Annotated in this window: 13 protein-coding genes; 6 read left to right on the top strand and 7 right to left on the bottom strand. The window is 68.9% G+C overall.

The features are described from left to right. The first annotated feature begins 105 nt into the window (after nt 1-105). Nucleotides 106-1,611 (top strand): globin domain-containing protein, encoded by a 1,506-nt coding sequence (locus ACTWQO_RS16175; RefSeq protein ID WP_443238011.1) that lies wholly within the window; start codon nt 106-108, stop codon nt 1,609-1,611. 15 nt (nt 1,612-1,626) lie between these two features. Here ACTWQO_RS16175 and ACTWQO_RS16170 read toward each other — a convergent pair whose 3' ends face one another. The 5 genes from ACTWQO_RS16170 to ACTWQO_RS16150 form a co-directional block, all read right to left on the bottom strand. After that, nucleotides 1,627-2,109, bottom strand: coding sequence for an NUDIX domain-containing protein (locus ACTWQO_RS16170; RefSeq protein WP_301982391.1), 483 nt, complete (start codon nt 2,107-2,109; stop codon nt 1,627-1,629). Nucleotides 2,110-2,197: 88 nt separating this feature from the next. Further along, nucleotides 2,198-3,103, bottom strand: a complete 906-nt coding sequence (locus tag ACTWQO_RS16165; protein WP_443238010.1) for a LysR family transcriptional regulator — start codon at nt 3,101-3,103, stop codon at nt 2,198-2,200. A gap of 227 nt (nt 3,104-3,330) precedes the next feature. Next, the gene (locus ACTWQO_RS16160; RefSeq protein ID WP_443238009.1) at nt 3,331-4,485 is read right to left on the bottom strand and encodes a cystathionine gamma-lyase; all 1,155 of its coding nucleotides are present in this window, start codon (nt 4,483-4,485) and stop codon (nt 3,331-3,333) included. After that, nucleotides 4,482-4,973: a low molecular weight protein-tyrosine-phosphatase gene (locus ACTWQO_RS16155; protein ID WP_443238008.1), complete on the bottom strand. Its 492-nt coding sequence runs from the start codon at nt 4,971-4,973 to the stop codon at nt 4,482-4,484. Before ACTWQO_RS16155 ends, ACTWQO_RS16160 begins: the two co-directional genes overlap by 4 nt. A gap of 7 nt (nt 4,974-4,980) precedes the next feature. Then, the gene (locus ACTWQO_RS16150; RefSeq protein WP_443238007.1) at nt 4,981-5,361 is read right to left on the bottom strand and encodes a phage holin family protein; all 381 of its coding nucleotides are present in this window, start codon (nt 5,359-5,361) and stop codon (nt 4,981-4,983) included. A 60-nt stretch (nt 5,362-5,421) separates the two neighbouring features. Here ACTWQO_RS16150 and ACTWQO_RS16145 point away from each other — a divergent pair, with 60 nt between their 5' ends. The 4 genes from ACTWQO_RS16145 to ACTWQO_RS16130 all read left to right on the top strand — a co-directional run bounded on the left by ACTWQO_RS16145 (nt 5,422) and on the right by ACTWQO_RS16130 (nt 7,764). Then, nucleotides 5,422-5,739 (top strand): cupin domain-containing protein, encoded by a 318-nt coding sequence (locus ACTWQO_RS16145; RefSeq protein WP_443238006.1) that lies wholly within the window; start codon nt 5,422-5,424, stop codon nt 5,737-5,739. A 179-nt stretch (nt 5,740-5,918) separates the two neighbouring features. Beyond that, nucleotides 5,919-6,131, top strand: coding sequence for a DUF5326 family protein (locus tag ACTWQO_RS16140; RefSeq protein ID WP_030189024.1), 213 nt, complete (start codon nt 5,919-5,921; stop codon nt 6,129-6,131). A gap of 199 nt (nt 6,132-6,330) precedes the next feature. Continuing rightward, the gene (locus tag ACTWQO_RS16135) at nt 6,331-7,227 is read left to right on the top strand and encodes an IclR family transcriptional regulator (protein WP_443238005.1); all 897 of its coding nucleotides are present in this window, start codon (nt 6,331-6,333) and stop codon (nt 7,225-7,227) included. 99 nt (nt 7,228-7,326) lie between these two features. Continuing rightward, nucleotides 7,327-7,764, top strand: a complete 438-nt coding sequence (locus ACTWQO_RS16130; RefSeq protein ID WP_443238053.1) for an SsgA family sporulation/cell division regulator — start codon at nt 7,327-7,329, stop codon at nt 7,762-7,764. Between the two features lie 140 nt (nt 7,765-7,904). Here ACTWQO_RS16130 and ACTWQO_RS16125 read toward each other — a convergent pair whose 3' ends face one another. Continuing rightward, the gene (locus ACTWQO_RS16125; RefSeq protein WP_443238004.1) at nt 7,905-9,467 is read right to left on the bottom strand and encodes a YibE/F family protein; all 1,563 of its coding nucleotides are present in this window, start codon (nt 9,465-9,467) and stop codon (nt 7,905-7,907) included. A 253-nt stretch (nt 9,468-9,720) separates the two neighbouring features. Here ACTWQO_RS16125 and thiC point away from each other — a divergent pair, with 253 nt between their 5' ends. After that, on the top strand, nt 9,721-11,529 hold the full coding sequence (gene thiC / locus ACTWQO_RS16120) for a phosphomethylpyrimidine synthase ThiC (RefSeq protein ID WP_443238003.1): 1,809 nt from the start codon (nt 9,721-9,723) through the stop codon (nt 11,527-11,529). Nucleotides 11,530-11,623: 94 nt separating this feature from the next. Here the strand turns inward: thiC and ACTWQO_RS16115 are convergent, their stop codons facing one another. Then, the gene (locus tag ACTWQO_RS16115) at nt 11,624-12,493 is read right to left on the bottom strand and encodes a hypothetical protein (RefSeq protein WP_443238002.1); all 870 of its coding nucleotides are present in this window, start codon (nt 12,491-12,493) and stop codon (nt 11,624-11,626) included. Between the last annotated feature and the right edge of the window lie 125 nt (nt 12,494-12,618).

Below are 12,618 nucleotides of genomic sequence, written 5' to 3'. Positions count from 1 at the left end.
CGCGGCGCCGAACGGGACAGCACAACCGTCTGCGGGGGAAAGCAGGCACCTTCCGACTGGGGAAGTGCGCAGACCGACCGAAAGATGTTCGAGGCGAGGCACACCATGGACGCTCCGACCACCACGTCGGCCGACAATGGCACTTCCGGCGGCGGTGGCGGCTGGTTCACGCCGCGCAAGCAGCCGTCGGCGACTCCGGGCGGTGAGCAGGACGCGGCGGAGGGCAGCCGTCTGGCCGGAATGCGGCCGATGGGCAGGTCCGCCTCCGTCACAGCCCCGGAGGGTACGCCCGAGACGGCCACCGAGGAGCCGTCGGCGCCCGCCCCCACACGGGCTGCCACGCCGCCACTTCACGTCACGGCAGGTCCCACCTCACCGCCCCCCTCCCCGGCAGGCACCCCGGCTGCTCCCCCGCCACCGCAAGCCCTCCCGGCCGACCCTCCGCCCTCCGAGCAGCGCGTACCCGTCCAGCGGTCGGAACCGCCCGAGGACGCCGCCTCGCCGGACGCCATTCTCGTCCGCCGGACCATGGCCGAGGTCGGCCCGGTGGCCGACAAGGTCACCTCGTACTTCTACGCGCTGCTCTTCGTACGCCATCCCGACCTGCGGTCGCTGTTCCCGGCCGCGATGGACACCCAACGGGACCGGCTGCTCAAGGCGCTGCTCACCGCTGCCGAGCACATCGACAACACCCCGGTCCTCGTCGAGTATCTGCAGAACCTCGGTCGCGGCCACCGCAAGTACGGCACCCGTCCCGAGCACTACCCGGCCGTCGGCGAGTGCCTCATCGGCGCCCTGAGCAGATACGCCGAGCCCATCTGGGACGCGGAGACGGAGGCGGCCTGGGTCCGGACGTACACGACGATCTCGCAGGTGATGATCGACGCGGCGGCCGCGGATGAACTGCGCGCCCCGGCCTGGTGGTACGCGGAGGTCGTGTCGCACGATCTCAGGACGCCGGACGTCGCGGTGGTCACCGTCCGCCCGGACCAGCCCTATCCGTTCCTCGCCGGGCAGTACGCGAGCCTGGAGACACCGTGGTGGCCGCGAATATGGCGGCACTACTCCTTCGCCTCGGCGCCCCGTTCCGACGGCCTGCTGTCGTTCCATGTGAAGGCCGTCCCCGCCGGCTGGGTCTCCAACGCCCTGGTGCATCGCGCCCGGCCTGGCGACATCATCCGGCTCGGCCCGCCCGCCGGTTCGATGACGGTGGACCACACGACGGACAGCGGGCTGCTCTGTCTGGGCGGCGGCACCGGAATAGCGCCCATCAAGGCCTTGGTCGAGGACGTCGCCGAGCACGGCGAGCGGCGACCGGTCGAGGTGTTCTACGGCGCCCGCACCGATCACGACCTGTACGACATCGACACGATGCTCAGACTCCAGCAGTCGCACCCCTGGCTCTCGGTCCGCGCGATCGTCGACCAGCAGGCGCATCTCCAGCTCCCTGACGCCGTACGCGAGTACGGGCCCTGGATCGAGTACGACGCCTATCTCTCGGGCCCGCCCGGAATGATCCGCAGCGGTGTGGACGCCCTGAGAGACGTCGGCATCCCGTCGGAGCGCATACGGCATGACTCGGTGGAGGAGCTCGTCGCCGCCGGGGACTGATGCCCCAGCGCGATATCAGCCAAGGTCCGGGGCGTGCATCGCGCGTACGCCCTCGATGTTCCCGTCCAGGTAGTGCCGCAGTGACAGCGGGACGAGGTGCACGGAGGCGATGCCGACGCGGGTGAACGGCACCCGGACGATCTCGTACTCGCCCGCGGGCTCGTCCACCTCGGGTCCGTGCCGCAGGGCCGGGTCCATGGACCCCAGACGGCAGACGAAGAAGTGCTGCACCTTCACTCCGGTCGCGCCGCCGTCCTCGCCGATGTGCTCCACGGTGTCCACGAAGCAGGGCACCACATCGATGATCTTGGCGCCGAGTTCCTCGTAGACCTCACGGTGCAAGGCTTCGACGACGGTCGTGTCCTCCGGTTCCACCCCACCACCGGGGGTGATCCAGTAGGGATCGACGCCAGGCTTGGTGCGCTTGATGAGGATCAGGTCGTCACCGTCCAGGAGAACGGCGCGGGCGGTGCGCTTGACCACGGGTCGGACGGTCATGGGAGAAATGTGGCCCGCGATGTTCCACGTGAAACATCGCGGCATGTCATCGCCTGGGCTCGGGGCGTGATGCCTCGTGGTCGGCGCCTCAACACCAGTCCGTGGCGGCCTGTTGCAGCCACTCATGGGCTCGTGCGATGTGCGGCATCGCCAGCGTGCCGGTACGCACCACCAGGAAGTACGTCCGCAGCGGTGGGACCGCGGGCTCGTGCAGGGCCACGACCTCCCCGCGCTCCAGAGCGAGCGCACAGAGATAGCGAGGCAGCACTGCGAGCCCGGCGCCCGCGGACGCGCAGGCAAGCACCGCGCGCAGATCGGGAACGATGACGGAGCCGGAGGCCGCCGGGCGGGAGTCGAAGACGGAGGCCCAGTAGCGGGAGACGAAGGGCAGTGACTCGTGCACCTCGACGACAGGGAGGTTCTCCAGGACGGGCGCCCCCATGTGGTGCAGCTTCCCGGAGTCGATCTGCTCGGCCCAGCGCGGGGCGGCGACCAGGACATGCTCTTCGTCGCAGAGCGCAGTCGCCGTGAGCAGAGCACCTCGGGGACGTGCCGTAGTGATGGCCAGATCGTGATGCCCAGCGGCGAGCCCCTCCAAGGTCTCCTCGGCGTTCCCGAAGGAGGCGCGGAGCGCGAAGCCCTGGCCGTCCTCGCCGGTCAGCTCGGTGAGCACGGGCAGCGCTCGCTCGGCGGTGAACTCGGGGGGACCGGCGAGATGCAGGGTGCGTAAGGAGGACTCGTCGTCGATCCCCGTCTCGGCGATCTCGACCAGCGCGTCGAGATGCGGCGCGGCCTTGTGCGCAAGCTCGTCGCCGATGGTCGTCGGTGTCACACCGCGCGCCTGCCGCAGGAACAGGGGGCGGCCCAGCTGCCGCTCCAGGGTGCGGATCTGGGAGGTGACGGCCGGCTGCGACAGTCCTAGCAGTGCGGCGGCGCGGGTGAAGGAGCCGGCCCTGTGCACGGTCACAAAGGTGCGCAGCAAGGCCAGATCCATGGCGCACCCTCCCCTTCTTTGCTTTCCCCTGACCCCCCGGCCGCGCCCAACTATAAATAAGTCGATAGGTCGCTGTCGCTACTGTGATTGGACACTGACACAGAGTCAACTAGCCTTGTTCGCGCGGTTCTTCGCGCGCGGAACCGAGGACGGTCCGAGCCACGAGGGGGGAGGCTCGGACCGTCCGTTGTACGTATCCGGACCCCGTCCGGGCCGGTCAGACGCGGTCAGCCCGCCGACTCGTCGAGCGCGCGCAGCACATCGGCCACCAGATCCTCGGGGTCCTCCACGCCGACGGAGAAACGGATGAAGCCCTCCGGCACCGCATCCCCACCCCAGCGGCCGCGGCGCTCGGCCGTGGAGCGCACCCCGCCGAAACTCGTCGCGTCGTCGACGAGCCGCAGGGCGTCGAGAAAACGGTCGGCACGCGCGCGCGTGGGCAGCGTGAAGGAGACGACGCACCCATAGCGGTACATCTGCTGTGAGGCGATCTTGTACGAGGGGTCGCTCATCAGTCCCGGGTAGCGCACCCCGAGTTCCTCGGGCCAGTCGCGCAGCGCTTCGGCGACCGCGAGGGCAGTGGCGCTCTGCCGGTCCACCCGCAGCTGGAGCGTCGCGACGGAACGGTGCGCGAGCCAGGCCTCCATGGGCCCCGGGATCGCCCCGACGATCTTGCGCCAGCGGCGTACGGCCGCCATGGCCTCGGCGTCGCGGCCGACGACGTAGCCCAGGAGGACGTCTCCGTGCCCGGTGAGCTGCTTGGTGCCGCTGGCCACGGAGAAGTCGGCGCCCAGCTCCAGCGGACGTTGCCCGAGCGGCGTCGCGAGCGTGTTGTCGACGGCGACGAGGGCGCCACGCGCGTGTGCCGCCTCGGCGAGCCGCCGGATGTCGCACACGTCCAGCCCGGGGTTCGACGGGGTCTCGATCCACAGCAGCCTGGCGCCGTCCAAGACGTCCAGTTGGGCGTCGCCTCCGGTGGGAGCGGTGCGCACCTCGATGCCGTACGACTCCAACTGCGCGCGCAACAGCGGCAGTGCCTGGTAGCCGTCGCTGGGCAGGACGACCGTGTCGCCGGAGCGCAGCTGGGAGAAGACGACGGAGGAGATGGCGGCCATGCCGGAGGCGAAGACCAGCGTCTCGACGCCGTCCTGCCCGGGAGCCTCCAGCTCGCCGATCGCACGCTCCAGATGCGTCCAGGTCGGGTTCTCGTCGCGGCCGTAGTTGTACGGGCCCGTCGGGTCGCCCGGCAGATGGTAGTGCGCGGCGAACACCGGACCGGGCAGCGCCGGCTCGTACTTGACCGGTTCAGGGAGGCCGGCCCGCACCGCGCGCGTGCCCTCGCCGGTGCTCGAACCGCCCCTGTCCATTGCGGAATCGTTCACGCTGCCTCTCCCTCCACCTGCTCACGGACCGCGGCGAGCAGCCCTACGCTCGCTGCCTCCACCATCTCAAGACACTCCTCGAAGCCGTCCATCCCCCCGTAGTACGGGTCCGGGACGTCGACGTCGTGGCCCGCAGCGGGGTCGTACGAGCGCAGCAGCCGCACCTTCTCCGCGTCCTGCTCGGTGGGCGCGAGGCGGCGCAGGGCCTTGAGATGGCCGGTGTCGAGGGCGATGACGAGGTCGAGGCGGGAGAACCAGGACGCCTGGAACTGGCGGGCCGTGTGCGCGCTGTCGTAGCCGTGCTCCTCGAGTACGGCGACGGTGCGCGGGTCGGCTCCGTCGCCCTCGTGCCAGCCGCCCGTGCCGGCGCTGTCGACCTCGACGAGCTCGTCCAGCCCAGCCTCCACCACGCGCGCGTGGAAGACGGACTCGGCCATCGGGGAGCGGCAGATGTTGCCGGTGCAGACGAAGCAGACGCGGTAGGGCATGCCGTACTCAGTCCTTGCCGTCGGGCAGGACCACGTGGAGTGCCCAGGACACGACCGAGATGATCAGGCCGCCCAGGACCGCGGTCCAGAAGCCTTCGACGTGGAAGCTCAGATCCAGCTTGTCGGCGAGCCACGAGGTGAGCAGCAGCATCAACGCGTTGACGACCAGGGTGAACAGGCCGAGCGTCAGGATGAGCAGCGGCAGGCTGAACAGCGTCACAATGGGCTTGACCAGGAAGTTCACCAGGCCGAAGACCAGGGCGACGAGGATGAGCGTCCAGATCTTCTTGCCCGTGCTGTCCCCGGTCAGGGTGATCTTGTCGAGCAACCATACGGCGACCGCCAGGGCGCCCGCGTTGGCGATCGTCTTGACTACGAAATTCTTCATGTGTCTGATCGTGGCAGACGAGATCGGCTACTAGCAGTGGGACAAGGGCGGACGAGGGCGATGAAGGCATTCCGGCTGGATGAACTGGAGGCGGAGCGCGCCGCCAATGAGGGCGCCTACCTGCAGTTTCTGCGGGAGCGGAACATGTCGGTCGGCCTGTACGCGCTCAACGCGGGCGAGCATGATCCACAGAAGCCGCACAACCAGGACGAGGTCTACTTCGTTGTGAGCGGCCGTGCAGCGATCACCGTCGGTCTGGAGACCACGCAAGTGGCGCGTGGCAGCGTGGTGTACGTGCCGGCCGGTGTCGCCCACAAGTTCCACCACATCAGTGAGGATCTGCGGGTGCTGGTGGTGTTCTCTCCGCCCGAGAGCTGACCTGGCACCCCGGGATTCCCTAGGGGATCGATCAGGGGAGGACAAGGGCTGCGAGGCCCCCGCCGGGCCCCCTCGCGGCCCTAGCATCGAGTGCAGGACATCAGAAGGATCCGGTACCGACAGGACCGGATATCGACGGACCCGGCACAGCGGCGGGCGGAGAAGTAAGGACAAGGGCGATGCGAGAGATCTTCACGGGACTGCCGTGGTGGGTGAAGTGGATCGCGGTGCCTGTCATCGCCCTGGTCGTGTTCGGCGGGCTGATAGCCAGCGTCGTCGGCTTCGTCATCGGGCTGCTGTTCAAGCTGCTGGTCTTCGTGGCACTGGTCGGTGGACTCATCTACGTCGTACGGAAGTTCACTTCGAGCTCGTCCTCACGCAGCGACTGGTGAGCACGCGGGGAGCCGGTGAGCGGTAACAGGAATCACCGGTTCCCTCGGGCGAGGGAAGTTTTCCGGACGGGCCGACTGTGAGCGGTGGCAGACGGTTAAAGTCCGGAATTCGACGCGGGGCGTACGAACCCCGCGAGCGGCGCACACCCCCTCCCGTGTTCCCCCCGCACGGGCTGCCCCCTCGCATCGGGAGTGACCCTTGGCCACGGCTGACACCGCACCGGCAGACCCCCACGCACCCCCCACAGCCGTTCTGACTCCGGGCACCCGCATCAGACCCCCGGAGCAGCCCGGCCCCCGGGAGCGACAGCCCCGGCAGCAGACAGCGGCCCCTGAGGAGCAGCCGCACTCCGCGACGCTCATCGGATCCGTTCAGCGCGCCATGCGCCTCCTCGAATCGGTCGCCGGGCATGCGCACGGCGCCCCCGCCAAGCAGCTGGCCCGCGAGACCGGCCTGGCGCTGCCCACGGCATACCACCTGCTGCGCACCCTCGTGCACGAGGGCTATCTGCGCCGTGACAAAGGGCTGTTCTTCCTCGGGGAGGCCGCTGAGCGGCTGAGCAGCAGCGGTGCCCGGCAGAAACGTCGCAGCACGGTCGTCGAGACACTCGCGACATGGCGCGACGCCATCGGCGTACCCGTGTACTACGCGATGTACCAGGACGGCGAGATCGAAGTCATGTGTGTCTCCGACACCCCGGGCAATCCGGCCGTCGAGGAGTGGGCCGACTTCCGCGAGACCGGCCATGCGCACGCCATCGGGCAGTGCCTGCTGTCCCAACTCGACGAGGACGCCCGCCGCGACCATCTCGCCCGCTATCCCGTGCAGTCCATCACCCCCTACACCGTGCGGGACGACCACGCGCTGCTACGGCGCCTGGAACGGACGCGGCGGACGCAGCCGGTGACGGAGCGGCAGGAGTACGCGCTCGGGACCGTGTGCGCGGCGATTCCGATCAGCGTGGGCACCACGGCCGCGACGATGGCCATCTCGCTGCCCTCCCATCAAGCCGATCGGCTGCTGCCCGCGGTGCGGCAGTTGCAGGGTGAGATCGGGCGGCTCCTGGGCTCGCTGGCGATCTCTATCAGCATCTGAAAACTCACTCCTTGTGATCTGTTGTGTACGTTCAGCAAGATGCCTTCAGTGCCGGGGGGTCCATACCCGGCCAGACGATGGCAAATGACGGGACAGGCGATGCGCGAGTCCGTACAGGCAGAGGTCATGATGAGCTTTCTCGTGTCCGAGGAGCTCTCCTTCCGTATCCCGGTGGAGTTGCGCTACGAGACCGATGATCCCTATGCCGTGCGGCTGACGTTCCATCTGCCCGGTGACGCCCCTGTGACCTGGGCGTTCGGGCGGGAGCTGTTGATCGACGGGGTGGGCCGGCCGTGCGGCGAGGGCGACGTTCGTGTCTCGCCCGCCGAAGCCGACACGCTCGGCGACGTCCTGATCCGGCTTCAGGTCGGGGGCGACCAGGCCGTGTTCCGCTCCTCGGCGGCACCGCTCGTGGCCTTTCTCGACCGCACCGACAAGCTGGTGCCGCTGGGCCAGGAAGGTGCCCTCGCCGACTTCGACGCCCACCTCGACGAGGCGCTGGACCGCATCCTGGCGGAGGAGCAGAGCGCGGGGTGAAGGGTGTGGGGGGCGGCGGTGACGCAACGGTTCGCCGGGGCTGTGCAGCCGTGCAGGAACGCTTTTGCGAGGCGGGTCGGTGCGAGCGATTGCAGGCTCGGTATGTCGCCGGTGGTAACCGCTCCCGGTGGCCGCTCCCCTCACCGCTTGCGGCGTCGCCCCTTCCCGCCTCGTGTCGGAGCCGCGACAGTCGCGCCGGACGGCGCGGCCTGCTCTCCTCCCTGGCGGTCGGCCGAGACCATCAGCGCCGCGAGTGCGGTGGTGACCGGCACCGACGCGACCAGGCCGATCGAGCCCACCAGCGTGCGCACGATCTCCTCCGCGACCAACTCGCTGTTGGCGACGGTGCCGACACTGCTCTGCGCGATCGAGAAGAGCAGCAGCAGCGGCAGCGCGGCGCCCGCATAGGCGAGGACGAGCGTGTTGACAACCGATGCGATGTGGTCCCGGCCGATGCGGATGCCCGCGCGGTACAGCCCGCGCCAGCCCATCGTCGGGTTGGCCTCGTGCAGCTCCCAGACCGCTGACGTCTGCGTGACCGTCACGTCGTCGAGCACACCGAGCGAACCGATGATGATGCCGGCGAGCAGCAGACCACTCATGTCGATCGACGGATAGAGGCCGTGGATCAGACCGGTGTTGTCGTCCGTGTTGCCGGTGAGCGCGGCCCAGTCGATGAACAGTGAGCCCAGGATGCCGATCAGCAACAGCGAGATGAGGGTGCCGAGCACGGCCACCGAGGTTCTCGCGGACAGGCCGTGGCACAGATACAGGGCGACCAGCATGATGGCGCTCGCCCCGATCACCGCCACGACCAGCGGGTTCGAGCCCTGCAGGATGGCGGGCAGGATGAAGAAGTTCAGCACCAGGAAGCTGATGGCCAGCGCGACGAGCGCCATGACACCCCGCAACCGTCCGACGACCACCACGGCGAGGGCGAAGATCCCGGCGAGCACCATCATCGGAAGGCGACGGTTCACATCGGTGACCGAGTACTGCAAGTCCTTGGGCGCGGAGGGCTCGTAGGCGACGACGACCTTCTGGCCCTCGTGTAGCTGCCGCGACTGGTCCGGTTGCACGATCTCGGTGAACGTTCGGCCCTCGTCCTTGCCCGTGTCGACCCGGATCGTCGCCCTCTTGCACGTGCCGTTCGCCTGCTGCTGCGCCGAGGAACCCTCCGCGGTGGAGGTGTCCCCGGTCGGGGTTTCACCCGAGGCGTTGACGTCCTTGCAGCTGACCTCGACCACCTTGGTGACCGTGGCCTGTTGGGTCTGCCGGTCGAAGCCGACCCCGGTGCGCTCGTGCGGCGGCGCTCCGCCGGGCCACAGCACTGCGAGCCCTACGACAACGGCCGCGGCGAACGGGATGAGGATCGCCGCGATGATCTTGCGCAGGTGCTGGGAGACGGGCGCGGCGGGACCGTGACTGTGCGAGTGGCCATGCCCGCCGCCGCCCCCGGGTCCGTGTCCGCCCCCGCCGCCGTGACCGTGGCCGCCACCGGCACCCGAACTCTGGTCGGGCCCGGCGTCGGAGGCGGGCCCGTGCTCAGGCCAGTCGCCGGATCTCATTCCGGCTCCAGTCTCGCGACCGCCGCCGGAAACGGGCCCGTTTCCACGGCTGTTGCCGTTCGCGGGGCCGCTTCCGGAGCCGGGGCCGCGGGGCGGCTCGGGCGGTGGGTACGGGGACTGAGGTGTCGTGGTCACCGCCCGATCATCGCAAGAACGGCCGGGGCCCACTGTTCAGCACGCCCGAATTGACGCTAGCGTGTAGGCACCTTTGTACACGCGGGAGCTCGGAGCACCGGGCTGAGAGGGCGCTGACCTCCGTCTTCGCAATGTTTCACGTGGAACGTCATCGGAATCGAGTGATGTTCCCCATGAAACGTCGGCAGACGGAAACCGCTGCGTCGACCGCTGAACCTGTTACCGGGTAATGCCGGCGTAGGGAGTAGGTCTCATGACCATCAAGGACACACGCACGCCTGCCTCCACGCAGAACGCGACGGACGTTCCGTCGCCGACTCCGACCAGCGGGGAGGCCGGGAAGTCCATCGGCTGGCACAAGGCGTACATCGAGGGCTCACGCCCTGATCTGCGGGTGCCGGTCCGCCAGGTGCATCTCACCAACGGGCAGTCGGTCACGCTGTACGACACCTCCGGCCCGTACACCGATCCGCTCTTCGACACCGACGTCCGCCGGGGGCTCGCCCCGCTGCGGGAGAACTGGATCATCGCCCGCGGCGACACCGAGGAGTACGCGGGCCGTCCCGTCCGTCCCGAGGACGACGGCATCAAGCACACCTCGCCGCGCGGCGGCCTGCGCAATCTCGACGCGGTCTTCCCCGGACGGCCACGTCAGCCGCGCCGCAGCCGCGACGACAAGGCCGTCACCCAGCTCGCCTACGCGCGCCGGGGCGAGATCACGCCCGAGATGGAGTTCGTGGCCGTCCGGGAGAACGTTTCGCCCGAGGTGGTCCGTGAGGAGATCGCGGCGGGCCGGGCCGTGCTGCCCGCGAACGTCAACCACCCGGAGATCGAGCCGATGATCATCGGCAAGCGATTCCTGGTGAAGGTCAACGCCAACATCGGCAACTCCGCGGTGACCTCCTCCATCGAGGAGGAGGTCGAGAAGATGACCTGGGCGACCCGCTGGGGCGCCGACACGGTCATGGACCTGTCCACCGGCCGCAATATCCACACGACCCGTGAGTGGGTGCTGCGCAACTCCCCCGTCCCCATCGGCACGGTCCCGCTCTACCAGGCCCTGGAGAAGGTCGACGGCCGCGCCGAGGAGCTGACCTGGGAGATCTACAAGGACACGGTCATCGAACAGGCCGAACAGGGCGTGGACTACATGACCGTCCACGCGGGCGTCCGCCTGCCCTTCGTACCGCTCACCGCCAACCGCAAGACCGGCATCGTCTCGCGCGGCGGCTCGATCATGGCGGCGTGGTGCCTGGCGCACCACAAGGAATCGTTCCTGTACGAGAACTTCGAGGAACTCTGCGAGATCCTCGCCGCCTACGACGTCACGTACTCGCTGGGCGACGGACTGCGGCCCGGCTCCATCGCGGACGCCAACGACGAGGCGCAGTTCGCGGAGCTCCGAACTCTCGGGGAACTCAACCAGATCGCGAAGCGTTTCAACGTACAGACCATGATCGAGGGCCCGGGACATGTCCCGATGCACAAGATCAAGGAGAACATCGACCTTCAGCAGGAGATCTGTGATGAAGCTCCGTTCTATACGCTCGGCCCGCTGACGACGGACGTCGCGCCGGCGTACGACCACATCACTTCCGGCATCGGTGCCGCGATGATCGCCTGGTGGGGCACGGCCATGCTCTGCTATGTCACGCCCAAGGAGCACCTGGGCCTGCCCAACCGTGACGACGTCAAGACCGGCGTCATCACCTACAAGATCGCCGCCCACGCAGCCGACCTCGCCAAGGGGCACCCCGGTGCACAGGAGTGGGACGACGCGCTGTCCGACGCACGCTTCGAGTTCCGGTGGGAGGACCAGTTCAACCTCGCCCTCGACCCGGACACGGCCCGGGAGTTCCACGACGAGACCTTGCCGGCCGAGCCGGCCAAGACCGCTCACTTCTGCTCGATGTGCGGGCCGAAGTTCTGCTCGATGAAGATCTCACAGGACATCCGCCGTGAGCACGGCAGCACCAAGTCGGAGATCGAGGAGGGTATGGCCCAGAAGTCGAAGGAGTTCGCTGACGCGGGCAACCGTGTGTATCTGCCGATCGCGAACTGACGTCGACCTCCGGAACAGGCCGTCCGTGGCCCCGTGTTCGGCTTGCGCTCCCCTCCGTGGGGGCGCAAGCCGAGGGGCGTCATGCCGGAGCGGGCTACTCCGGCTGGTGCTCCGGGCCTCCGAAATCCGGGCTGGTGTAGTCCGGGCTGCTGAAGCTCGGGCGGTGGCCCGGGGCGGGGCCCTCGTCGGGGCTGCTGAAGCCCGGGCGGTTGTAGCCGAGATGCGGCATGCGGCTGGTGGTCGCCCGTGGTGCCGTGCGGTGCAGTGCCGCGGCGGCGCCGGGTTCGGCCAGGGCGTCTCGCAGGAACGGCAGGATGCCGCGTTCCAGCAGGGCCTCGCGCCAGGCTTCCCTGGCCCTGGCCACCTCCCCGCTCAGCTTGCCGTAAGGGCCGGTGTCGAGCGAGGGCCTGTTGCGCAGGGCGGTGATCAGCAGCCCGACGGCGGCGACAAGGATCGCGACCGCGGTCATGGCGCCGAACACCCATCCGGTGGTCAGCATGGTCTGGGCGAACTTCGGCACGGGGTCCAGCATCTTCAGGATGTAGCCCACGAGCAGGAAGATCGCCGCTGCGGTTCCGGCGAGGACAGGTGCCAGGACCGCGACGACGGCGACGGCGCCCGCGCCGGCGGTCTCGGCGACCTCGCCCATGGTGGCGGCGAGCCCCACCGTGTTCGCGGCCGGCTCCGTGGAACCGGACTCGCGGACGGACGACGGGGTGGACGGCGCCGGCTGGCGCAGTTCCTCGCGGACCTTCACGTAGTGCTGGTACTCGGTGGCCGCCGCCGCGGTGATGAGTGCGGAGGCGTTGAGGGCCATGGTGCGCAGCTGTTCGGGGTTGAGCCGCTGTCCGACAGCGGTCAGTTCAGGGCGGTGTGGGGCGGAGCGCAGCGCCTCATCGAGGATCCGCTCGTATTCCTGGCGGTCCTCGCTCAGCAGGTGCTGCGGAACGCTGTTCATGTGCATCCCCCGATGCTCCGTAGGGCTTGGGGCTCGCACGCTGACGAGCCGTATGGCAGAAACGGAGGGGAGCCTGCTACGGATAAGCCGATGGTAGAGCGGTGACGGCACACGGTGACAGGGGGTTTCCA

It is taken from the genome of Streptomyces sp. 4N124 (assembly GCF_052245395.1).
Lineage (GTDB): Bacteria > Actinomycetota > Actinomycetes > Streptomycetales > Streptomycetaceae > Streptomyces.
This window is presented reverse-complemented; position numbering and strand designations above follow the sequence as displayed.

What these genes read in the sequence shown, in the direction of transcription:
- ACTWQO_RS16165 (WP_443238010.1), bottom strand. Translation starts at nt 3,103, where the DNA reads ATGGATCTGGCCTTGCTGCGCACCTTTGTGACCGTGCACAGGGCCGGC.
- ACTWQO_RS16175 (WP_443238011.1), top strand. Translation starts at nt 106, where the DNA reads ATGGACGCTCCGACCACCACGTCGGCCGACAATGGCACTTCCGGCGGC.
- ACTWQO_RS16140 (WP_030189024.1), top strand. Translation starts at nt 5,919, where the DNA reads ATGCGAGAGATCTTCACGGGACTGCCGTGGTGGGTGAAGTGGATCGCG.
- ACTWQO_RS16155 (WP_443238008.1), bottom strand. Translation starts at nt 4,973, where the DNA reads ATGCCCTACCGCGTCTGCTTCGTCTGCACCGGCAACATCTGCCGCTCC.
- ACTWQO_RS16150 (WP_443238007.1), bottom strand. Translation starts at nt 5,361, where the DNA reads ATGAAGAATTTCGTAGTCAAGACGATCGCCAACGCGGGCGCCCTGGCG.
- ACTWQO_RS16145 (WP_443238006.1), top strand. Translation starts at nt 5,422, where the DNA reads ATGAAGGCATTCCGGCTGGATGAACTGGAGGCGGAGCGCGCCGCCAAT.
- ACTWQO_RS16130 (WP_443238053.1), top strand. Translation starts at nt 7,327, where the DNA reads ATGCGCGAGTCCGTACAGGCAGAGGTCATGATGAGCTTTCTCGTGTCC.
- thiC (WP_443238003.1), top strand. Translation starts at nt 9,721, where the DNA reads ATGACCATCAAGGACACACGCACGCCTGCCTCCACGCAGAACGCGACG.
- ACTWQO_RS16115 (WP_443238002.1), bottom strand. Translation starts at nt 12,493, where the DNA reads ATGCACATGAACAGCGTTCCGCAGCACCTGCTGAGCGAGGACCGCCAG.
- ACTWQO_RS16170 (WP_301982391.1), bottom strand. Translation starts at nt 2,109, where the DNA reads ATGACCGTCCGACCCGTGGTCAAGCGCACCGCCCGCGCCGTTCTCCTG.